We start from the raw sequence: 19,750 nt of genomic DNA, 5'->3' as shown, positions 1-19,750 counted from the left end.
CAGATCAGCGGGATGCAGGAGATAGGTGTGCTCACGAAACTGGGAATCAAAGGTCGCGTGCTATTGCTGACCTTGTTGCCAACCAGCCTGATGGCGCTGGTACTCGGTGGTTATTTCACCTGGATGCAGCAGTCCGACTTGCAGACCCAACTGATGCAGCGCGGCGAAATGATCGCCGAGCAACTGGCGCCGCTGGTCGCCCCCGCCATGGGCCATGGCGACAGTGATCTGCTCGAACGCATCGCCACCCAGTCCCTCGAACAACCGGACGTGCGCGCCGTCACCTTTCTTGCGCCCGACCGCACACCGCTGGCCCACGCCGGGCCGACCATGCTCAATCAGGCCCCGAGTGGTGACAGCGCTTTATTGCAACGGCGCAGCGGCAATGACGCGACCCGTTACCTGATGCCGGTGTTCGGCAAGCACCGCAACCTCGCCGGAGAACTGATCCCGGAAGAAGCCGAGCGCCTGCTCGGCTGGGTCGAACTGGAGCTGTCGCACAACGGCATGTTGTTGCGCGGTTATCGCAGCCTGTTTGCCAGCCTGCTTTTGATCGCTGCCGGTCTGGCCGGCGCCGCACTGCTGGCGTTGCGCATGGGCCGCACCATCAACCGCCCGCTAGGGCAGATCAAACAAGCTGTCGCGCAACTCAAGGACGGTCATCTCGAAACCCGCCTGCCGCCACTCGGCAGTCAGGAACTGGATGAACTGGCATCGGGCATCAACCGCATGGCCGGAACCCTGCAGAACGCCCGCGAAGAATTGCAGCACAGTGTCGATCAGGCCACCGAAGACGTGCGCCAGAACCTGGAAACCATCGAGATCCAGAACATCGAACTCGACCTGGCGCGCAAAGAAGCGCTGGAGGCCAGCCGGATCAAATCCGAATTCCTCGCCAACATGAGTCACGAGATTCGCACGCCGCTCAACGGCATCCTCGGTTTCACCCACCTTTTACAGAAAAGCGAACTGACCCCGCGTCAGCTCGACTACCTGGGCACCATTGAAAAGTCCGCCGACAGCCTGCTGGGGATCATCAACGAGATCCTCGATTTCTCGAAGATCGAGGCCGGCAAACTGGTGCTCGACCACATCCCGTTCAATCTGCGCGATCTGCTTCAGGACACCCTGACCATTCTTGCCCCCGCTGCGCACGCCAAACAGCTTGAACTGGTCAGCCTGGTGTATCGCGACACACCGCTGTCGCTGGTCGGTGACCCGCTGCGCTTGAAGCAGATCCTCACCAACCTGGTCAGCAACGCGATCAAGTTCACCCGCGAAGGCACCATCGTCGCCCGCGCCATGCTCGAAGACGAAAACGACGACAGCGTGCAATTGCGCATCAGCGTTCAGGACACCGGTATCGGCCTGTCGAGCCAGGACGTGCGCGCACTGTTCCAGGCTTTCAGCCAGGCGGACAATTCGCTGTCGCGCCAACCCGGCGGCACAGGTCTGGGGCTGGTGATTTCCAAGCGCCTGATCGAGCAGATGGGCGGCGAAATCGGCGTCGACAGTACGCCAGGCGAAGGTTCGGAATTCTGGATCAGCCTGAGCCTGCCCAAGACCCGCGACGACGCCGAAGACCTGCCCGCAGCGCCGCTGCTCGGGCGCCGCGTGGCGGTGCTGGAAAACCATGAACTGGCGCGTCAGGCCCTGCAGCATCAACTGGAAGACTGCGGCCTCGACGTCACCACTTTCAATACCCTGGAAAGCCTGACCAATGGCGTCACGGGCGCACACCAGACCGATCAGGCGATTGATCTGGCGGTCATGGGCATCACCAGCAACGACATGCTGCCCGAGCGCTTGAACCAGCACATCTGGGACCTTGAACACCTCGGCTGCAAAGTGCTGGTGCTGTGTCCGACCACCGAACAGACGCTGTTCCATCTGTCAGTGCCCAACCCGCACAGTCAGTTGCAGGCGAAGCCGGCCTGCACGCGCAAACTGCGTCGGGCGCTGGCCGATCTGGTCAACCCGCGCCAGCCGCGCACCGAACCGGGGGAACCGTTGTCGAGTCGGGCACCGCGGGTGCTGTGCGTCGACGACAACCCGGCCAACTTGCTGCTGGTGCAAACCCTGCTCGAAGACATGGGCGCCAAGGTGCTCGCGGTCGAGAGCGGTTATGCAGCGGTCAAAGCGGTGCAGAGCGAATCGTTCGACCTGGTGTTGATGGACGTGCAGATGCCCGGGATGGACGGGCGTCAGAGCACCGAAACCATTCGCCAGTGGGAGAGCGAACGGCATTGCACGCCGCTACCGATCGTCGCCCTCACCGCCCACGCCATGGCCAACGAAAAACGCGCGCTGCTGCAGAGCGGCATGGACGACTACCTGACCAAACCGATCAGCGAACGGCAACTGGCGCAGGTGGTGTTGAAGTGGACCGGCCTCGCGCTGCGAAACCAGGGGCCGGAGCGGGCCAGCGAAAGCGCAGCCGGCAATCACGAGTTGCCGGTGCTCGATCATGAGGAAGGCTTGCGCCTGGCCGCTGGCAAGGCTGACCTCGCAGCGGACATGCTGGCGATGCTGCTGGCGTCGCTGGAAGCCGACCGCGAAGCCATTTGCAGCGCCCGCGAGAGCCACGACCAGAACGCCCTGCTCGAACGCGTGCACCGCCTGCACGGCGCCACCCGTTATTGCGGCGTCCCGCAATTGCGCGCGGCCTGTCAGCGCAGTGAAACCCTGCTCAAGCAGGACGACCCCAAGGCCGCCGCCGCACTGGATGAGCTGGAACGCTCGATCAATCGACTCGCGGCACAGGCGCGGATCAGCGCCTGATCCACAGCAATGCCATGAAGGCTCAGGCGCGCTAAAGTTGTCGCGGGTGATTGCAGCCCGCGTCGATGCTCCAGGAGGATTTCATGCGCACGATCGTTTTCAGCAGCCAGACCTACGACCGCGACAGCTTCATCGCTGCCGACGGCCCGGCCGACATCGAACTGCACTTTCAACCGGCGCGGCTCAGCCTCGACACGGCGGCACTGGCCGACGGGCATGACGTCGTTTGTGCGTTCATCAATGACGACCTCAGTGCCACCGTACTCGAACGTCTGGCCGCGGGCGGCACCCGACTGATCGCCTTGCGCTCGGCGGGCTACAACCATGTTGACCTGATGGCCGCCAAACGCCTGGGGCTGACCGTCGTTCGCGTCCCGGCCTACTCGCCTCACGCGGTGGCCGAACATGCGGTGGCGTTGATCCTGGCACTGAACCGGCGTTTGCACCGCGCCTACAACCGCACCCGCGAAGGCGATTTCAGCCTGCACGGGCTGACCGGTTTCGATCTGGTTGGCAAAACCGTCGGCATTGTCGGCACCGGGCAGATCGGTGCGACGTTTGCGAAGATCATGCACGGCTTCGGGTGTGAGTTGCTCGCATACGATCCGTATCCAAACCCGCAGGTGCTGGCGTTGGGCGCGCGCTATCTGAGCCTGCCGGAACTGCTCGCGCAGTCGTGCATCATCAGCCTGCACTGCCCGCTCAACGAGCAGAGCAAACACTTGATCAACCGTGATTCACTGGCGCACATGCAACCGGGCGCCATGCTCATCAACACCGGCCGTGGTGGTCTGGTCGATACGCCGGCGCTGATCGACGCGCTGAAAGAAGGTCAGCTCGGCTATCTGGGTCTGGATGTGTATGAAGAAGAGGCGCAACTGTTTTTCGAGGATCGCTCCGACCTGCCGCTGCAGGACGATGTGCTGGCGCGCTTGCTGACCTTCCCGAATGTGATCATCACCGCGCATCAGGCTTTCCTGACGCGCGAGGCACTGGGTGCGATTGCCGCGACGACCCTGCACAACATCGCCGCCTGGGCGGCCGGTGCGCCGCAGAACCAGGTCGAGGGCTGACGCGCAGTCCGCGCACTTCGACTAGAGCGACGCCGCCAGTATCAACAGCGCCAGCCAGCCGAAACCGAAAAAGCGCTGCTTCATCGAGTGCCCGTTACGCAGCAGGAACCAGACGAAAATCATCGGCATCAGGAACACCATGATTTTCAACCAGCCTTCGACCGGGCGGCTGCCGTCTTCATTGATGTGCATTTCAACCCCGGTGGCCGGCGCACGACGACGCTCTTCGGCGGCGGGCGTGACGGGCGGCAACGGCTGCGTTGCAGGAGGGACGAACGCCTCCGGCACCGCTTTATTGCGGGGCAGACTGCCGAACGAAATGGTCGAGACCTGAACGGGCGTGGCGCCAGACTGCGGTTGTGCTGCAGGTACCTGGCTGGCCTGCGCCGCCATCGGTGCGCCGCAATGAATGCACGCGGCGGCTTGCGAGCTGATGCTGCGCTTGCATTCATAACATTCGATCAGCGCCATGTTGCGTTCCTTCAGAGTCGAGGGCGGCAGTTTGCCATGGGTGTGGGTCGATTTGAACCGGATCGAAGGTCGCACGTGCACATCATTCTGCAACCGGGCCCGTGCTAGCATGTCGCGCATATTTGGAGGACCCATGGTCGAACACGATTTCCGCTACAACCTGATGAACCCGCAACACACCCTCACCGAATGCCGCGCGCTGGTTCCGGGCCGCTATCAGGTGACCGGCAACGGTGGCTCGATTCGCATCGGTGACGCGCTGTTGGTCACCCTCAAAGGCAGCAAGGACTTGTCCATGCGCCTGACCGTCGAAACCGTTCGCCACCTGATCAATCCGCCAGGCCAATGGACCGCGATGACCACGGGCCCCGTGTTCGGTGAACTGGCCATCCATACCTGGCAGGTCAACTGCGACAGCTGCGCCAAAGAGCTGAGCTTTGAATTTGCCGTGGATGCCAAACTTGGCAAAACCGCGGAGAAACCAGCGGCCACGGCACGTATCGCCGAGCTGGGCTGGAAAGCCGTTGGCGACAAGCATCTGTGCCCGAAATGCCAGGAGCCTGCGTGATGAAACGCCTTGCCCTGACCGCTCTGGTCGGTGCCGGCCTGGTAGGCTGCGCCGCGGAGCCTGTGCAACTGCAACAGAACCGCAGCTACATTCTGGAATGGATCGGCGAGCGGCCATTGATGGATTACAGCCATCTGACCGTGACCCTTGGCGATGATGGTCGCGCCTACGGCAACGGCGGCTGCAACCACTGGTTCGCACCGTATACGCTGGATGGCGACAAGATCAGCTTCGGCAAGATCGGCAAGACCCGCAAACTCTGCGCCCCGGCGCTGATGGAGCAGGAGCAACGCTTCCTGCAGGCGCTGGAGCATGTCGAGCGCTGGGACATCTCGCCGATCGAGCAGATGCGCTTCTGGCCAGCCGCAGGCAAGCCGTTGCGCTGGTGGCTGGAAGAGGGTTAACCCGCAAAAGATCGCAGCCTTCGGCAGCTCCTACATGAGTCCGTGTACACCCTGTAGGAGCTGCCGAAGGCTGCGATCTTTTCTTTCACAACAACCTATTTGGTTGCTTGCAACGCCTCCAGCTTCGCCATCACTCCCGCCGCCGTCTGCTCGCCCATCAGCTGTTCACGCACCTTGCCTTTGTTGTCGATGATGTACGTCACCGGCAGTGCCTCACTGCGTGGCAAGTCGAACAACTCCGCCGGATCCTGCGCCAGCACGGTGAACTTGATGCCGAGCTTCTCGCTGGCGTCTTTCAACTCGACACCCTGCACGTTGTCGAAGTTGACCCCGAACACGCCGACGTTCTTGCTCTTCAGTTCATCAGCCAAATGGTTGAGTTCCGGAATTTCGGTCCGGCACGGGCCGCACCATTCGGCCCAGTAGTTGAGCACGACCCAGTGTTTGTCCAAACGCTCGGAGGCGACTTTCTGACCGTTCTGGTCGATCCCGTAATCGTTGCCGCAGCCCCCCAGCATCAACGCCCCGATAATCGTCAATGCCGCTGCCAATCGCCGTGTCATGTCCTGTTCCTTGTGAAAATTTGAAGGCGCCTGCGACCCATCGCCTCTGACGGTTCTGGATTGCGCGCTGCACAGTTAGAATAGCCGCCACTTTACGCCAGAAGCGACCCGCCATGACCGATCTGACGCTTTATCACAATCCGCGCTGCTCGAAATCCCGCGGCGCGCTGGAACTCATTGAAGCCCGCGGCCTGACGCCAACGGTCGTGCGCTACCTCGAAACCCCGCTGAACGCGGCGCAAATCAAGGCCCTGCTCGGCAAGCTGGGGATCAGCGCGCGCCAGTTACTGCGCAGCGGCGAAGATGAATACAAAATGCTTCAACTCGCTGACGAAAGCCTCAGCGAAGCGCAATTGATCGACGCCATCGCCCAGCATCCAAAACTGATGGAGCGGCCGATTCTCGAAGTCGGTGACAAAGCGGTCATCGGTCGTCCACCGGAAAATGTGCTGGAGTTGCTGCCGTGAGCGCGCCTTACATTCTGGTGCTGTATTACAGCCGCAACGGCTCGACCAACGAGATGGCGCGGCAGATTGCTCGCGGTGTCGAGCAGGCCGGCCTCGAAGCGCGTCTGCGCACCGTGCCGGCAATTTCCACCGAGTGCGAAGCGGTGGCGCCGAGCATCCCGGACGACGGCGCGCTCTACGCGACTCTCGATGATCTGAAAAACTGTGCCGGCCTGGCGCTGGGCAGCCCGACGCGTTTCGGCAACATGGCTGCGCCACTGAAGTACTTTCTCGACGGCACCAGCAACCTGTGGCTGACCGGCGCGCTGGTGGGCAAACCGGCCGGCGTGTTCACCTCGACCGCCAGCCTGCACGGCGGTCAGGAAACCACCCTGCTGTCGATGATGCTGCCGCTGCTGCACCACGGCATGTTGATCACCGGCCTGCCCTATAGCGAATCGGCGCTGCTGGAAACCGAGGGCGGCGGCACGCCTTACGGCGCCAGCCATCATGCCGGGGCGGACGGCAAAAAGGGTCTCGATCAGCACGAAGTGGCGCTGTGCCGCGCGCTCGGTCTGCGTCTGGCCAAGACTGCGCAGAAACTGGAGGGCTGACGGTGGCGAAGAAGCCGAAAATCCTGCCTGCCGTCGAGTGGCTGGAGCCACGCGTGAAGGCCATGCGCGTCATCAGCCTGCTGAGTTTTTTCGCCTTGGGCGGATTGCTCGCGGCCTACTATCTGATCTTCGCTGACCTGCACGGCGCACGGCCGTGGGTGATTCTGCTGGTCGAACTGATCCCGTGGCTCGTCCTCGCCCCGGCGATGATCATGGGCAGCGCCCGTGGCCATTCGTGGATGTGTTTTGTGGTGAATCTGTATTTCATCAAGGGCGCACTGGCGGCGTATGACCCCAACCGGCAGTTGTTTGGCGTGCTGGAGATGGTCGCGAGTCTGGCGGTGTTCTGCTCCGCGCTGCTGTATGTGCGGTGGCGGTATCAGTTGAATCGCAAATTGGCGGGTGAAGGCGAGATCTCCATCGCCTGACAGACCGTCATCGCTGGCAAGCCAGCTCCCACAGGTTTTTGCGTCGATCACATAATTGTGTTTCAACAGAGATCCTGTGGGAGCTGGCTTGCCAGCGATTGGGGCGACTCGGTCTTAATGGTTGACGGTGTAGGCGAGCATCATCGAAATCTGGCTCATCGGCCGCCCGCCGCTCTGTTCATGCCACTGGTTGAACACGTCCTGCACAATCTTCAGATCACGCTGGCTGGTCGGCACCTTGTCGACGATTTTCTGTGCATTCAGCGCCGCCACCACGTCGTAGCTCGGCACAAACGTGTCCTTGCCGACCATGCGCAAAAACCGTGGTGCCGACAGCCCGCCGAGTTGATGGCCGTGCTTTTTCAGATACGTCCACAAACCGACAATATCAGTCACCGGCCAGTCGGCAATCAGCGCGCCGAAACTGCCCTTGTCCTTCTCGACGTCGAGGATGAACTGCGCATTGCGCGGCACGCTTTTCAACTTGCCCAAGTGACGAATGATCCGCGCATCCTGCATCAGCCGCTCGAGGTGTTCGGCGCTCATCAGCACGACCTTTTCCGGGGCGAACTTGAAGAACACTTCTTCGAAGGCCGGCCACTTGGCGTCGACCAGACTGTGCTTGAGGCCGGCGCGAAATACGCGTAGAGCCATGGTCGAGAGGTAGCGGTCGTCGCTGATCTTGCGCAGTTGCGCGGGGGTCTTGGGAACGGGCAGATGGGCTTCCAGTTCAGCCGCCGAACCGAAGCGGTTCAGACAGTATTCGTGCAGCCACTTGTAATCGCGCATGCCCTCTCCTGGTGAATTGAATAAAGAAACTAATGCGGGGCCCTGTGGTGAGGGGATTTATCCCCGATGGGGAGCGGAGCTCCCCCAGAAAAGCGGGGGGCTGCTGCGCAGCCCATCGGGGATAAATCCCCTCACCACAAAAGTGTGGCCCCACAGAGATTGGGTTTAGAGATTGACGACGTTCACAAAGCGCGAAGCCGCAGTCTCGTCGATCTTCAGGCTGGTGAAGTCGAACAGGTTGCGGTCGGCCAGTTGCGACGGGATGACATTCTGCAGACTGCGGAAGATGCTTTCCGTTCGACCGGGTGTCTTGCGCTCCCAGTCCTGAAGCATGTCCTTGACCACCTGACGCTGCAGGTTTTCCTGCGAACCGCAAAGGTTGCACGGGATGATCGGGAATTCCTTGAGATCCGAATACGCCTGAATGTCTTTCTCGTTGCAGTACGCCAGCGGACGGATCACCACGTTGCGGCCATCGTCGGCGCGCAGCTTCGGCGGCATGGCTTTCAGCGAACCGTTGAAGAACATGTTGAGGAAGAACGTCTCGACGATGTCATCACGATGATGACCGAGGGCCATCTTGGTCGCGCCGATTTCATCAGCGAAGGTGTACAGCGTGCCGCGACGCAGGCGTGAGCACAGCGAGCAGGTAGTCTTGCCCTCGGGAATCAATTCCTTGACCACCGAGTACGTGTCTTTCTCGACGATGTGGTACTCGACGCCCAGCTCTTTGAGGTAGGCCGGCAGCACATGCTCGGGGAAGCCCGGCTGCTTCTGGTCCATGTTCACCGCGACGATCTCGAACTTGATCGGGGCAACCTTCTGCAGGTGCAGCAGCACGTCGAGCATGGTGTAACTGTCCTTGCCCCCGGACAGGCAGACCATGACCTTGTCGCCGTCTTCAATCATGTTGAAGTCGGCAACGGCTTCGCCGGCCAGGCGGCGCAGGCGCTTTTGCAGTTTGTTCTGGTTGACCGTAAGAGTGCCCATGACGCGAAATCCGTGAGGTGTGACGAAAGGCCGGCATTTTACGCAAAAACCCCGGATGCGCGAAGCATCCCGACTGCTCGCATTCTGAAATGCATATTCATGTAGGAGCTGCCGAAGGCTGCGATCTCTTGATTTTGATTTTTCAAAACAAGATCAAAAGATCGCAGCCTTCGGCAGCTCCTACAGGGCCAGTCAAGACTGTGCGGCGATTAAGCCCCGTGTTTACAGCGCGATTTGCTCTAAGCCCCTAATACCTGTGCGGTTAAGTCCTTTCTATACTGCGACATAAGGTCGCACACATCCAAGACCTGAATTTGCTCGGCCTCATTGGCCCGTAGGCGCTCCGTTGGGGGGCGATGGCAATAACAAGAGGAGTGACTGGCATGATCCATCACGTAGTGGGACTTTTTACCCACCCCGATCAGGAATGGAAGGAAATCCGTGGCGACCAAGAGGAAAGCATCAGCCACATGTACCTGACACACACGCTGATTCTGGCGGCGATCCCGGCTATCTCGGCGTTCATTGGCACCACCCAGGTCGGCTGGGTGATCGGCAACCGTGCGCCGGTCATGCTCACCGTCGAAAGCGCAGTCTGGATGACCGTCATGTCGTACCTGGCCATGCTCGGCGGCGTCGCGGTCATGGGCGCCTTCGTGCACTGGATGGCGCGCACGTATGACGCCAACCCGAGTCTGGCCCGTTGTGTCGCATTTGCCACTTACACCGCAACACCGTTGTTTGTCGGCGGGCTGGCGGCGCTGTATCCGCATATGTGGCTGGGGATGATCGTCGGCACGGCGGCCATCTGCTACACGGTTTATCTGTTGTACGTAGGGCTGCCGACGTTCATGAACATTCCGTCGGATGAAGGGTTCCTGTTTTCAAGTTCGGTGCTGGCGGTGGGTCTGGTGGTACTGGTTGCCATCATGGCGTTCACCGTGATTGTCTGGGGGCTGGGCGTAGGTCCCGTCTATACCAACTGATTCGCCAATCCAATCCGAGGCCGCCGCAAGGCGGCCTTGTCGTTTGCCGGATGACCATTCGGCAGCTCGGCGATTCGCAAGTCCGGGGCGTTGCGGCATACTCGCCGTCTCTGGAGATCCATCAAGCATGCCCGAGCAACTCAATACCCGCGTCGAAGACTGTTACCAACTCGCTGAAGCCTTTTTCAAACGTCATTTCCAACGCCCCGTTGTCAGTCTCAAGCTGCGCGGGCAAAAAGCCGGTGTCGCGCATTTGCACGAAAACCTGCTGCGCTTCAACCCGCAGCTGTACCGGGAAAACACCGAACACTTCCTCAAGCAGACCGTGGCCCACGAAGTCGCGCACCTGATCGCCCATCAGCTGTTTGGCGACCGCATCCAGCCGCATGGCGAGGAGTGGCAACTGATCATGCGCGGGGTTTACGAACTGCCGCCGGATCGCTGCCACACCTACGCCATCAAACGCCGCAGCGTCACGCGCTATATCTACAAATGCCCGTGCGTGGACAGTGATTTTCCATTCTCGGCGCAGCGCCACAGCCTGGTGCGACAGGGGCGGCGGTATTTGTGCCGGCGCTGCCGCAACACCTTGGTGTTCAGTGGTGAGATGCGGGTGGAATAGTCAGATTTGTGTTGTTTGCTCTGGCCCCATCGCGAGCAGGCTCACTCCTACAGGTGGAACGCATTCCAAATGTAGGAGTGAGCCTGCTCGCGATGAGGCCGGTACAGACACTAAAGAATGACTTTGGAAGACCGCAGTTCTGCTATCCGCTGAGCACTGAACCCCAACTCCGCTAACACCTGATCGGTATGCTGCCCCAACACCGCCCCAACATGTCGCGGCGCCGGCAACGCCTCGGAAAACTTCAACGGGCACGCCATCTGCGCCTGCGACGTGCCATCCCCACGAGGCACTTGCGTCACCAGTTCACGCGCCTGCAATTGCGGGTGCCGAACGGCCTCACCCAGACTCAACACCGGCTCGACACAGGCATCGATCCCGGCAAACATCTCGCACAGTTCAACAAAGTCATGCCGCTCGAACTCGACCTTCAAGGCATCTTTCAGCGCTCGCTGTTGCTCAGGTTTCGGCGATAACCCCTGTGCCGCCAACTCCGGCCGCCCCAGCGCGGTACACAGCTGCTGCATGAACCCCGGCTCCAGACTGCCGACCGACATCCAGCGCCCGTCGCGGGAACGGTAATAGTCATAGAAGCTGCCGCCATTGAGCATCTGCTCTTCCCATGCGGGCTCCTCGCCGCAAGCCAGATACCCGGCGCCGGCCATGGCATTCAGGCTGAACGCACAATCGGTCATGCTCACGTCGATATGGGTGCCCTGCCCCGTTTGCTGACGGGCAATGACTGCCGCGAGCAAACCGATCACCCCGTGCAACGAACCACCGGCGACATCGGCCACTTGCATGCCCAACGGCAACGGCCCGCTGTCGGCGCGGCCGGTGTAGCTGGCAAGTCCGGCCAGCGCGAGGTAGTTGATGTCGTGCCCGGCGCGATCCTTGTACGGCCCGGTCTGGCCATAACCGGTGATCGACACATAGATCAGTTTCGGATTGATCGCTTTCAATGCTTCATAACCCAGCCCCAGACGTTCCATCACTCCGGGGCGAAACTGTTCGAGAACGATGTCGTAATCGGCCAGCAACTGCTTGACCACGTCCAGCGCTTCGGGCTGTTTCAGGTCCAGTGCCAGGCTGCGTTTGTTGCGGTTCAGGTAGGCATGACTGGCGGATATCCCGGCATCGTGCGGCGGCAACAGCCGCAGCAGGTCCAGACGCGTCGGCGATTCGATGCGCAGCACGTCCGCGCCCATGTCGGCCAGCAACAGCGAGGCAAACGGCCCCGGCAACAGGGTCGAGAAATCGAGGATTTTCAGTGAGGCCAGCGGTGCAGACATGGGCAAGCTCCTTGGGCGATGCACTCAGCCTAGGCAGCCATTGCCGATGCAGCAATCACCGGATATGTCAGCGGGTGTGACCGTTACGCTCAAATCGCAAGCAATAAAAAACCCCGTGGTGAGGGGATTTATCCCCGATGAGTCGCGTAGCGGCTCCCTTCTACCACCAAAAAGAAGGGACTGCTGCGCACTCCATCGAGGATAAATCCCCTCACCAGAAGGGCTTTTCACCACCCCGCATCGCATTGATGCGGGGCTTCGTTTACTTACTTGACGCTGCTCGGGGTTGGGCCTTCAGCCACACCCAGGTCGTCTTCAGGACGAGTGTCAGCGATACCGCGACCACCCGAAGCCAGCTCGGCGTCCAGTACGTCGGTGTCCAGCTCTTTCACCCACTTGGCAACCACGATGGTCGCAACAGCGTTGCCCACCAGGTTGGTCAGTGCGCGCGCTTCGGACATGAAGCGGTCGATACCGAGGATCAGCGCCAGACCGGCCACCGGCAGGTGACCTACCGCCGACAGGGTTGCGGCCAACACGATGAAGCCCGAACCGGTCACACCGGCAGCGCCTTTGGAGGACAGCAGCAACACCACCAGCAGGGTGATCTGGTGAGTAATGTCCATGTGCGTGTCGGTTGCCTGAGCAATGAACACCGCGGCCATGGTCAGGTAGATCGCGGTACCGTCGAGGTTGAACGAGTAACCGGTCGGGATCACCAGACCCACTACCGATTTCTTCGCGCCCAGACGCTCCATCTTGATCAGCATGCGTGGCAATACCGATTCCGACGACGAGGTGCCGAGTACGATCAGCAGCTCTTCACGGATGTAACGGATCATTTTCAGCACGCTGAAGCCGTGCATGCGGGCGATACCGCCGAGCACGATCAACACGAACAGCAGGCACGTGATGTAGAAGCAGATCATCAGTTGACCCAGCTGCACCAGCGACCCCACGCCGTAGGCACCGATGGTGAAGGCCATGGCACCGAAGGCACCGATTGGCGCGAGCTTCATGATCATGTTGATGATGTTGAACATCACGTGGGCGAAGCGATCGATGAAGTCGAGGATCGGCTTGCCGTAGGCACCCAGGCGATGCAGGGCGAAACCGAAGATCACCGAGAACATCAGCACTTGCAGGATGTCACCGGTAGCGAACGCGCCGACGATAGTGGTCGGGATCACGTTGAGCAGGAAGCCGACAACGCTCTGGTCAGCACCGGCCGCGACATAAGAAGCGACTTTGGAAGCGTCGAGGGTTGCAACATCAATGTGCATGCCGTTGCCCGGCTGCACGATATTGACCACGACCAGACCGACCAGCAGGGCGATGGTCGAGACGATTTCGAAGTACAGGAGTGCGTAACCGCCGGTCTTGCCGACCGACTTCATGTTCTGCATGCCGGCGATGCCGCTGACCACGGTGCAGAAGATGATCGGGGCGATGATCATTTTGATCAGTTTGATGAACCCGTCACCCAGCGGCTTTACCGCCACGCCGAACTGCGGGTAGTAATGACCGAGCGCAATACCGATGATGATTGCGATGATCACCTGGAAATACAGGGATTTGTACAGTGGCTGACGAGTCGTCATTGCAAATTTCCTCAAGAGCCCCGCGTGCAACATCCATCTGTTACGCCGCGAAACCTGAATTGCGAACCCTCCTGCACTGGAGGGATTTGTTGTTGGAGCGGCGTTTTCCGAACGGGATCAACGCACGCTTCTGTCGCTTGTATCGCAAACCTCGTGCCACTTTGGTGCGTTTCGCTGCAAGCCTTTTGATATCAGGGCCTGCAGGTTTTTCAATGTCACCGCCTCGCGAGTTGATTGTGGCGGATTTCCGCCAACCGGGCCGATCTCGTCCTACAATTTGGCGGAAATCCGCCTTGTTGCCCACGCTACCCCCGAGTACCATCCGGCGTCTGAGAAAGGATCTGCCGCTTATGCGTGAACGCACCATTGCCAGCCATTTCGCTCGCGCCGCTCTCGGTGGCGCGCGCCGTCTGGGCTGCGATTATTCAGGGCTGCTGCAGCAACTGGGCATCAGCGCGGAACTGCTCGACGAGCCGCGTGCACGGATCGCCCCGGAGCAGTTCACCCGGTTGATCCAGGGCCTGTGGCTGGCGCTGGACGACGAGTACCTGGGTTTTGGCAGCGCGCCGAGCAAACCCGGCAGCTTCGCGATGATGTGCCACGCCTCGATTCACTGCCGCAATCTGGAGAAAGCACTGCAGCGCGGTTTATTGTTTTATAGCTTATTCCCGGCCGCCCCGCGCCTGACCCTGAGCCGCGAAGACGAATGGGTGCGCTTGAGCCTGGACGACGCGTCATTGTGGGACCCGGATCACTTTCTCACCGAAAGCCTGTTGGTGATCTGGCATCGACTGGGCAGCTGGCTGATCGGCCAGCGCATTCGCCTCGAACACGCGACCTTCAGCTATGCGAAACCCGCCCACGGCGCCGAATACGACCTGCTCTTCCCCTGTCCCATGACCTTCGGCACCGAGCACAGCAGCCTGCTGTTTCATAGCCGCTATTTATCCATGCCGTTGTTACAGGACGAGCGCACGCTCAAGCATTTTCTCGAACGCTCCCCCGCCGACCTGCTCTCGCGCCCGGATGACGGCGACAGCCTGAGCAGCCGCTTGCGTCGCTTGCTCAGCCGCGACAGTGCGCGCTGGCCAGATCTGGAAGCGGTGGCGGCGCACTTGCACATCAGCCCGCAGACGCTACGCCGGCATTTGCGTGAGGAAGGCAGCAGTTTTCAGGAGCTGAAGGATCAGCTGCGGCGGGATATCGCCATCTACCATTTGGGGCGCGCGGATTTGTCGTTGCAGCAGATTGCCGAGCAGCTTGGTTTTTCCGAACCGTCGGCGTTTCACCGCGCGTTCAAGAAGTGGACGGGGCTGACGCCCGGGGCTTATCGGGCGCAGGAACAGTAAGATCAAAAGATCGCAGCCTGCGGCAGCTCCTACATTGGCAATGTGCTCCCCTGTAGGAGCTGCCGCAGGCTGCGATCTTTTCGGTTACACCGCAGGAAAATGAATCCTGAACGCCGCCCCACCCATCGGCGAATCGCCCAGCGCCAGTTTCGCGTTGTAGCTTTCGATGATGTCCTTGACCACCGCCAACCCGATCCCCTGCCCCGGATGCTGGGCATCCAGCCGTTCGCCACGCTCCAGAATCCGCGCGCGTTGATCCGGTGGCACTCCGGGACCGTCGTCCTCGACGCACAACTCAACCCCGGCCAACGTCTCGCGCACGCTGATGCGCACCTCTCCAAGGCACAGGCGATAAGCGTTTTCCAGGAGGTTGCCCATCATCTCCAGCAAGGCGCCCTGCTCGATCGGCACGTAACAATGCTCGGGCAGATCAAACGCCACGCGCACATGTTTATCGCGGTAAACCTTGTCCAGCGTGTCGCAGAGGCTTTTCAGCACCGGTTGTAGACGTACCTGATGACGCACCAGACCGCTTTTGCGCAGGCTCGCGCGTTGCAGTTGATAGCCGATCTGCTGGCTCATGCGCTCGATCTGGCTTTGCAGCACCCACGCCTGATCACGGTCTTCCGGGCGCTGGGCCATGTCTTCGCTGACCCCTTGCAACACCGTCAGCGGGGTTTTCAGGCTGTGGGCCAAATCATCGAGCGAATCGCGATACCGACTGCGCTGTTGACGTTCGCTGTGCAGCAGACGGTTGAGCGAGCCGGTCAGGCGCAGTAGCTCGCGAGGGTGTTGTTCGGTGAGGCTTTCGCGGGTGCCGCCTTCGATTTCGTCGAGTTCCTGACTGAGTTGGCGCAGGGCTTTGAGGCCCCAGGTCAGGCCGATCCACAGCAGCGCCAGCAACACCAGCAACGCTGCGCCGAAACCGAGGTAGAGATTTTCGCGCAGGCCTTCGAGGGTGGTTTCGTATTCGCGCACCGGTTGCAGGGCGACGATGCTGAACGCCGCGCTTTTACCGCCGAGCAGTTTCACTTCAACGTCGTAGACGAAGAATTCCTGACCGTTGGCTTCGCGGATCCGCGCGAACTCGTTGCCGAGGCCGTCATAGCGCGGTTTGTAGTTGATCTGCTCTTCCTGGGTGGCTTTCGAGCGCCAGACCAGATGCCCTTCGCGGTCATAGATGTAGCCGAGCAAGCGGAAGTCAGTGAGATTGAAACGCTCATCCGGCAACTGATTGGGCATCACCAGTCGGCCGTTTTCGATACGTGCGGCAGAGATCAGCGTGGTGACGTCCGAGGCCAGCCGCTGTTCGATCGAGTCCTGCAACGCGAGGCTGAACGCGCCCTGCATCGCCGGGAGCAAGGCGAGCATGAACAACACCGCCAACGTGGTGGCGGCGAGCATCAGCCGAACGCGTAGCGAACGAATCAAGTGCAGCGCTCATTGAACAGGTAGCCGAGGCCGCGCACGGTATCGATCGGCTTGAAGCCGGCCGGGCCTTCGAGTTTACGGCGCAGGCGGCCGACCAGCACTTCGATCACGTTCGGATCGCGCTCGTCGTCGTCCGGGTAGAGCTGCTCCATCAAGCGATCCTTGGGCACCACTTGTTGATGGTGGCGCATGAGGTATTCGAGGATGCGGTATTCGTAGGCGGTCAGCGCCAGCGGCTGTTCGTCGAGGGTCGCCTGTTTGCGATTGAGGTCGAGCAGCAGCGGGCCGGCGACGATGGTCGACTGGGTAAAACCGCTGGAGCGGCGCAGCAAGGCATTCAGGCGCGCGTCGAGTTCTTCGAACTGGAACGGCTTGACCACGTAATCATCGGCACCGGCGGCGAGGCCTTCGACCTTGTCCTGCCAGTTGCCGCGCGCGGTGAGGATCAGGATCGGGAAGGTCTTGCCGCCCGAGCGCAACTGGCGGATCAGGTCGAGGCCACCCATGCCCGGCAAGCCAAGATCGATCACCGCCAGGTCAAAGTTGAACTGTCCGGTCTGGTACAGCGCCTCTTCGGCATTGGCCACGGACTCGACCACGTGACCGCTCTCCGTGAGACGGGTTTGCAGGTGATGGCGCAACAGCGCTTCATCTTCGACGACCAACAGTTTCATAGCTCTCTCCCGGGTAAATCCAGAATCTCCAAAAACACACCCGCAGGAGCAAAGCTTGCTCGCGCAGGCGGTGTGTCAGTCGACATCTAAATTGACTGACCCAGCGCTGTCGCGAGCAAGCTTTGCTCCTACAATGATTTCGCTGTCGCTCCTTAGAAACTGTAGTTGGCCGACAGGTAAGTCTGCGCGCTGCTGTTCAAATCCAGCGAGCCTTGTTTGCTGCCGCCACTTTCTTTCATTTCAGTGCTGGCGTTGCTCATCAGGTAACGGTAACCGAGTTCGACCGAGGTGTTTTGCGAGACTTGCTGCAACACCCCGAACTGGCCGCCGACCGCATAACCGATGTCACTGTCGCGGCTGTAGCCTGGCGAATCCTGCGTCAGCTTGGTCAAACCGGCAGTTGCGCCACCGAACAGCTTGGTGCTGCCGCCCACCGGATAGAACAGATCGTAGCTGCCCAACAGGTTTTCCTGACGCAGTTTAATGCCATTGTGCGAGCCCGACACGTTGTCATAAGTGGCGTAGTAGCGACCTTGACTGTTTTGCTGACCGAGGCGTACGCCGTAAGTGTTGTTGCCATCGATGGCGCCGGTGGCGTTCGGGTGGTCGAGGTTGTCGTTCAGTGCGTTGGACTTTTTAACCTTGTCGCTGGTCTGGCCGAAGGTCAGGCCGGCGAAGTTCGAAGTAGTGTCGGCATGGGCCGCGATACTGGCGCTCATTACGGTCAATGCCAGCAACAGTTTGTTAAAACGAGTCATGGGTATTTCCTCTTTCACAGTGCTGTTTGGGTATGGCGCAAGGTTACTGACCGGCCCCTGTACCGCCCCTGAACACTCTCTGAACCTGACCTGAACCAAATGGACTAGGCTGTTTTGACCTTTTATTGTCAGGAGACCCCCACCATGCGCCTGTTCCTTGCCCTCACGTTGCTCGCTGTCAGCAGCCTCACCCAAGCGGCGATCAAGACTGAAGAAATTCCCTACCAAAGCGCCGATGGCACCCAGTTGATCGGTTACTACGCCTATGACGACGCAATCAAAGGCAAGCGCCCGGGCATCGTCGTCGTACATGAATGGTGGGGCCTGAACGATTACGCCAAACGCCGCGCACGCGATCTCGCCGAACTGGGTTACAGCGCTCTGGCGATCGATATGTATGGCGAGGGCAAGAACACCGAGCACCCGAAAGATGCGATGGCGTTCATGCAGGCGGCGACCAAGGACGCCGATGCCGCGAGCAAACGCTTCGCCGCCGGGCTGGATCTGTTGAAGAAACAACCGCAGACCGACGTCAATAAACTTGCGGCCATTGGTTATTGCTTTGGCGGTGGTGTGGTACTCAATGCCGCACGTCAGGGCGTGCCGTTGGCAGGGGTGGTGAGTTTCCATGGCGCACTGGCAACCCAAACGCCCGCCACACCGGGCAGTGTGAAAGCAAAAATTCTGGTCGAGCACGGAGCGCTGGACAGCATGGTCACGCCGGACAACGTCACCGCGTTCAAAAGTGAAATGGACAAGGCTGGCGCTGACTATAAGTTCGTCAGCCTCGACGGCGCCAAACACGGCTTTACCAACCCGGACGCGGATCGCTTGAGCCACGGCGAACACGGTGGCCCGGACATCGGGTACAACAAGGCCGCGGATGAAAAATCCTGGGCGGACATGAAAGCGTTCTTCCAGAAAATCTTCAGCTAACCGCGCCCGACCCTGATCGTTCCCACGCTCCGCGTGGGAACGCAGCCCGGGACGCTCTGCGTCCATCGAGGCATTCCCACGCAGAGCGTGGGAACGATCAATGTAGGAGTGAGCCTGCTCGCGATCGCCGCGCCGCCAATCTCGACCTTGGCTCGACTAACCGGCAAAATGCCCGTCATGAACCTCACCCCCGCCCTTCCCGCCTGCTGCACCCCACTCGATGCCCACTGGCCGTTGCCAAGGGTATTGCCCGACACTGTGTTGCTCAGTACGCACTTCGATCCGGCCCGACTGCTCGGCGATGATTTTCAACGCAGCGCCATTGAGCCGCCGCCGAGCATCCAGCGTTCGGTGGCCAAGCGCCAGGCCGAGTTTCTCGCCGGGCGTATCTGCGCACGGGCGGCGTTGCAGCAGCTGCAAGGTTCAAGCGAGGTGCCGGCGATTGGCGAAGATCGCGCACCGGTGTGGCCGGCGCATATCTGCGGTTCGATCACCCACAGTACCGGGCGCGCCGCAGCGATCGTTGCCAACAGGCAGCATTGGCGTGGCCTGGGCATGGATCTGGAAAACCTGCTCAACGCCGCACGCGCCGAACGCCTCGCCGGGGAAATTCTCACGCCAGCGGAAATGCAGCGCATGGCCGCCGGCTCGCGGGATCAGTTGGCGTTATGGGTGACGCTGACGTTTTCGGTGAAAGAGAGTCTGTTCAAGGCGCTGTACCCGATCGTGCAGAAGCGCTTTTATTTTGAGCATGCGGAAGTGCTGGAATGGACCGAGTCGGGTGAGGTGCGCTTGCGGCTGTTGACCGATCTGTCGGCGGAATGGCATCACGGCACGGAGCTGGAAGCGCAGTTCGGGGTACAGGATGGGCAGTTGTTGAGTCTGGTCAGCATCCAGGCCTGAAGATTTGCGGCGTGGGCACCGACCTCATCGCGAGCAGGCTCACTCCTACATTTGAAATGCGTTCCCCTGTA

General features: G+C 60.6%; 21 protein-coding genes. 12 read left to right on the top strand and 9 right to left on the bottom strand.

What is annotated here, in order from left to right; translation table 11 throughout:
* Nucleotides 1-27: 27 nt before the first annotated feature.
* Together ACZZ0B_RS04535 and ACZZ0B_RS04530 are read left to right on the top strand one after the other, a co-directional pair.
* Nucleotides 28-2,781, top strand: coding sequence for a response regulator (locus tag ACZZ0B_RS04535; protein ID WP_045123040.1), 2,754 nt, complete (start codon nt 28-30; stop codon nt 2,779-2,781).
* An 83-nt stretch (nt 2,782-2,864) separates the two neighbouring features.
* A complete protein-coding gene (locus tag ACZZ0B_RS04530; RefSeq protein WP_463544459.1) occupies nt 2,865-3,854 on the top strand; it encodes a 2-hydroxyacid dehydrogenase in 990 nt (329 codons plus the stop codon).
* Nucleotides 3,855-3,875: 21 nt separating this feature from the next.
* Here ACZZ0B_RS04530 and ACZZ0B_RS04525 read toward each other — a convergent pair whose 3' ends face one another.
* Nucleotides 3,876-4,325, bottom strand: coding sequence for a hypothetical protein (locus tag ACZZ0B_RS04525; RefSeq protein WP_463544458.1), 450 nt, complete (start codon nt 4,323-4,325; stop codon nt 3,876-3,878).
* Between the two features lie 133 nt (nt 4,326-4,458).
* Between ACZZ0B_RS04525 and ACZZ0B_RS04520 the strand changes: the two genes are divergently transcribed.
* Nucleotides 4,459-4,893, top strand: coding sequence for a hypothetical protein (locus tag ACZZ0B_RS04520; protein ID WP_008079168.1), 435 nt, complete (start codon nt 4,459-4,461; stop codon nt 4,891-4,893).
* A complete protein-coding gene (locus tag ACZZ0B_RS04515; RefSeq protein ID WP_008079169.1) occupies nt 4,893-5,297 on the top strand; it encodes an META domain-containing protein in 405 nt (134 codons plus the stop codon). The genes ACZZ0B_RS04520 and ACZZ0B_RS04515 overlap by 1 nt, the downstream gene beginning before the upstream one ends.
* A gap of 95 nt (nt 5,298-5,392) precedes the next feature.
* Here ACZZ0B_RS04515 and ACZZ0B_RS04510 read toward each other — a convergent pair whose 3' ends face one another.
* Nucleotides 5,393-5,860 (bottom strand): TlpA disulfide reductase family protein, encoded by a 468-nt coding sequence (locus ACZZ0B_RS04510; protein ID WP_463544457.1) that lies wholly within the window; start codon nt 5,858-5,860, stop codon nt 5,393-5,395.
* Between the two features lie 113 nt (nt 5,861-5,973).
* Between ACZZ0B_RS04510 and arsC the strand changes: the two genes are divergently transcribed.
* The 3 genes from arsC to ACZZ0B_RS04495 are packed head-to-tail and all read left to right on the top strand — an operon-like array spanning nt 5,974 to nt 7,348.
* Nucleotides 5,974-6,327 carry an arsenate reductase (glutaredoxin) gene (arsC, locus tag ACZZ0B_RS04505; protein WP_158829118.1) on the top strand — a complete coding sequence of 118 codons (354 nt, stop codon included), beginning with the start codon at nt 5,974-5,976 and terminating at the stop codon, nt 6,325-6,327.
* The gene (gene wrbA, locus ACZZ0B_RS04500) at nt 6,324-6,920 is read left to right on the top strand and encodes an NAD(P)H:quinone oxidoreductase (RefSeq protein WP_463544456.1); all 597 of its coding nucleotides are present in this window, start codon (nt 6,324-6,326) and stop codon (nt 6,918-6,920) included. The genes arsC and wrbA overlap by 4 nt, the downstream gene beginning before the upstream one ends.
* 2 nt (nt 6,921-6,922) lie before the next feature.
* Nucleotides 6,923-7,348, top strand: a complete 426-nt coding sequence (locus tag ACZZ0B_RS04495) for a DUF2069 domain-containing protein (RefSeq protein ID WP_008079178.1) — start codon at nt 6,923-6,925, stop codon at nt 7,346-7,348.
* A gap of 114 nt (nt 7,349-7,462) precedes the next feature.
* Here the strand turns inward: ACZZ0B_RS04495 and ACZZ0B_RS04490 are convergent, their stop codons facing one another.
* Nucleotides 7,463-8,137: a DNA-3-methyladenine glycosylase I gene (locus tag ACZZ0B_RS04490; RefSeq protein WP_463544455.1), complete on the bottom strand. Its 675-nt coding sequence runs from the start codon at nt 8,135-8,137 to the stop codon at nt 7,463-7,465.
* 165 nt (nt 8,138-8,302) lie between these two features.
* Nucleotides 8,303-9,127: a tRNA 2-thiocytidine(32) synthetase TtcA gene (ttcA, locus tag ACZZ0B_RS04485; protein ID WP_008079181.1), complete on the bottom strand. Its 825-nt coding sequence runs from the start codon at nt 9,125-9,127 to the stop codon at nt 8,303-8,305.
* Between the two features lie 383 nt (nt 9,128-9,510).
* Between ttcA and ACZZ0B_RS04480 the strand changes: the two genes are divergently transcribed.
* Together ACZZ0B_RS04480 and ACZZ0B_RS04475 are read left to right on the top strand one after the other, a co-directional pair.
* A complete protein-coding gene (locus ACZZ0B_RS04480) occupies nt 9,511-10,113 on the top strand; it encodes a Yip1 family protein (RefSeq protein ID WP_008079182.1) in 603 nt (200 codons plus the stop codon).
* A 127-nt stretch (nt 10,114-10,240) separates the two neighbouring features.
* Nucleotides 10,241-10,735, top strand: a complete 495-nt coding sequence (locus ACZZ0B_RS04475; protein WP_008079183.1) for a SprT family zinc-dependent metalloprotease — start codon at nt 10,241-10,243, stop codon at nt 10,733-10,735.
* Between the two features lie 110 nt (nt 10,736-10,845).
* On the opposite strand, the gene ACZZ0B_RS04470 is transcribed toward ACZZ0B_RS04475, so the two are convergent.
* Together ACZZ0B_RS04470 and ACZZ0B_RS04465 are read right to left on the bottom strand one after the other, a co-directional pair.
* Nucleotides 10,846-12,027 (bottom strand): CaiB/BaiF CoA transferase family protein, encoded by a 1,182-nt coding sequence (locus ACZZ0B_RS04470; protein ID WP_463544454.1) that lies wholly within the window; start codon nt 12,025-12,027, stop codon nt 10,846-10,848.
* Nucleotides 12,028-12,293: 266 nt separating this feature from the next.
* Nucleotides 12,294-13,628 (bottom strand): dicarboxylate/amino acid:cation symporter, encoded by a 1,335-nt coding sequence (locus ACZZ0B_RS04465; RefSeq protein ID WP_008079185.1) that lies wholly within the window; start codon nt 13,626-13,628, stop codon nt 12,294-12,296.
* 350 nt (nt 13,629-13,978) lie between these two features.
* On the opposite strand from ACZZ0B_RS04465, the gene ACZZ0B_RS04460 reads away from it, so the two are divergent.
* Nucleotides 13,979-14,977, top strand: coding sequence for an AraC family transcriptional regulator (locus ACZZ0B_RS04460; RefSeq protein WP_463544453.1), 999 nt, complete (start codon nt 13,979-13,981; stop codon nt 14,975-14,977).
* 84 nt (nt 14,978-15,061) lie between these two features.
* On the opposite strand, the gene ACZZ0B_RS04455 is transcribed toward ACZZ0B_RS04460, so the two are convergent.
* From ACZZ0B_RS04455 to ACZZ0B_RS04445, 3 genes are all read right to left on the bottom strand, one after another.
* The gene (locus ACZZ0B_RS04455; protein ID WP_440097180.1) at nt 15,062-16,408 is read right to left on the bottom strand and encodes an ATP-binding protein; all 1,347 of its coding nucleotides are present in this window, start codon (nt 16,406-16,408) and stop codon (nt 15,062-15,064) included.
* Nucleotides 16,405-17,082 carry a response regulator transcription factor gene (locus tag ACZZ0B_RS04450; RefSeq protein WP_008079190.1) on the bottom strand — a complete coding sequence of 226 codons (678 nt, stop codon included), beginning with the start codon at nt 17,080-17,082 and terminating at the stop codon, nt 16,405-16,407. Before ACZZ0B_RS04450 ends, ACZZ0B_RS04455 begins: the two co-directional genes overlap by 4 nt.
* Nucleotides 17,083-17,234: 152 nt before the next feature.
* Entirely contained in the window at nt 17,235-17,840 is a 606-nt protein-coding gene (locus ACZZ0B_RS04445; RefSeq protein WP_440097179.1) for a hypothetical protein, read from the bottom strand.
* 144 nt (nt 17,841-17,984) lie between these two features.
* On the opposite strand from ACZZ0B_RS04445, the gene ACZZ0B_RS04440 reads away from it, so the two are divergent.
* The gene (locus ACZZ0B_RS04440) at nt 17,985-18,776 is read left to right on the top strand and encodes a dienelactone hydrolase family protein (protein WP_463544452.1); all 792 of its coding nucleotides are present in this window, start codon (nt 17,985-17,987) and stop codon (nt 18,774-18,776) included.
* A 177-nt stretch (nt 18,777-18,953) separates the two neighbouring features.
* Nucleotides 18,954-19,679: a 4'-phosphopantetheinyl transferase family protein gene (locus ACZZ0B_RS04435; protein WP_463546911.1), complete on the top strand. Its 726-nt coding sequence runs from the start codon at nt 18,954-18,956 to the stop codon at nt 19,677-19,679.
* Nucleotides 19,680-19,750: the final 71 nt, after the last annotated feature.

The organism is Pseudomonas sp. AC247 (assembly GCF_979258015.1).
The sequence above is the reverse complement of the archived record's forward strand: the minus strand, read 5'-3'. Positions and strand labels throughout refer to the sequence as shown.

Bases quoted from the DNA above. Each gene is read 5' to 3' on its own strand.
- ttcA (WP_008079181.1), bottom strand. From the start codon at position 9,127: ATGGGCACTCTTACGGTCAACCAGAACAAACTGCAAAAGCGCCTGCGC.
- ACZZ0B_RS04460 (WP_463544453.1), top strand. From the start codon at position 13,979: ATGCGTGAACGCACCATTGCCAGCCATTTCGCTCGCGCCGCTCTCGGT.
- ACZZ0B_RS04480 (WP_008079182.1), top strand. From the start codon at position 9,511: ATGATCCATCACGTAGTGGGACTTTTTACCCACCCCGATCAGGAATGG.
- arsC (WP_158829118.1), top strand. From the start codon at position 5,974: ATGACCGATCTGACGCTTTATCACAATCCGCGCTGCTCGAAATCCCGC.
- ACZZ0B_RS04520 (WP_008079168.1), top strand. From the start codon at position 4,459: ATGGTCGAACACGATTTCCGCTACAACCTGATGAACCCGCAACACACC.
- ACZZ0B_RS04515 (WP_008079169.1), top strand. From the start codon at position 4,893: ATGAAACGCCTTGCCCTGACCGCTCTGGTCGGTGCCGGCCTGGTAGGC.
- ACZZ0B_RS04490 (WP_463544455.1), bottom strand. From the start codon at position 8,137: ATGCGCGATTACAAGTGGCTGCACGAATACTGTCTGAACCGCTTCGGT.
- ACZZ0B_RS04525 (WP_463544458.1), bottom strand. From the start codon at position 4,325: ATGGCGCTGATCGAATGTTATGAATGCAAGCGCAGCATCAGCTCGCAA.
- ACZZ0B_RS04475 (WP_008079183.1), top strand. From the start codon at position 10,241: ATGCCCGAGCAACTCAATACCCGCGTCGAAGACTGTTACCAACTCGCT.
- ACZZ0B_RS04450 (WP_008079190.1), bottom strand. From the start codon at position 17,082: ATGAAACTGTTGGTCGTCGAAGATGAAGCGCTGTTGCGCCATCACCTG.
- ACZZ0B_RS04440 (WP_463544452.1), top strand. From the start codon at position 17,985: ATGCGCCTGTTCCTTGCCCTCACGTTGCTCGCTGTCAGCAGCCTCACC.
- ACZZ0B_RS04465 (WP_008079185.1), bottom strand. From the start codon at position 13,628: ATGACGACTCGTCAGCCACTGTACAAATCCCTGTATTTCCAGGTGATC.
- ACZZ0B_RS04530 (WP_463544459.1), top strand. From the start codon at position 2,865: ATGCGCACGATCGTTTTCAGCAGCCAGACCTACGACCGCGACAGCTTC.
- ACZZ0B_RS04510 (WP_463544457.1), bottom strand. From the start codon at position 5,860: ATGACACGGCGATTGGCAGCGGCATTGACGATTATCGGGGCGTTGATG.
- ACZZ0B_RS04445 (WP_440097179.1), bottom strand. From the start codon at position 17,840: ATGACTCGTTTTAACAAACTGTTGCTGGCATTGACCGTAATGAGCGCC.
- ACZZ0B_RS04470 (WP_463544454.1), bottom strand. From the start codon at position 12,027: ATGTCTGCACCGCTGGCCTCACTGAAAATCCTCGATTTCTCGACCCTG.
- ACZZ0B_RS04435 (WP_463546911.1), top strand. From the start codon at position 18,954: ATGAACCTCACCCCCGCCCTTCCCGCCTGCTGCACCCCACTCGATGCC.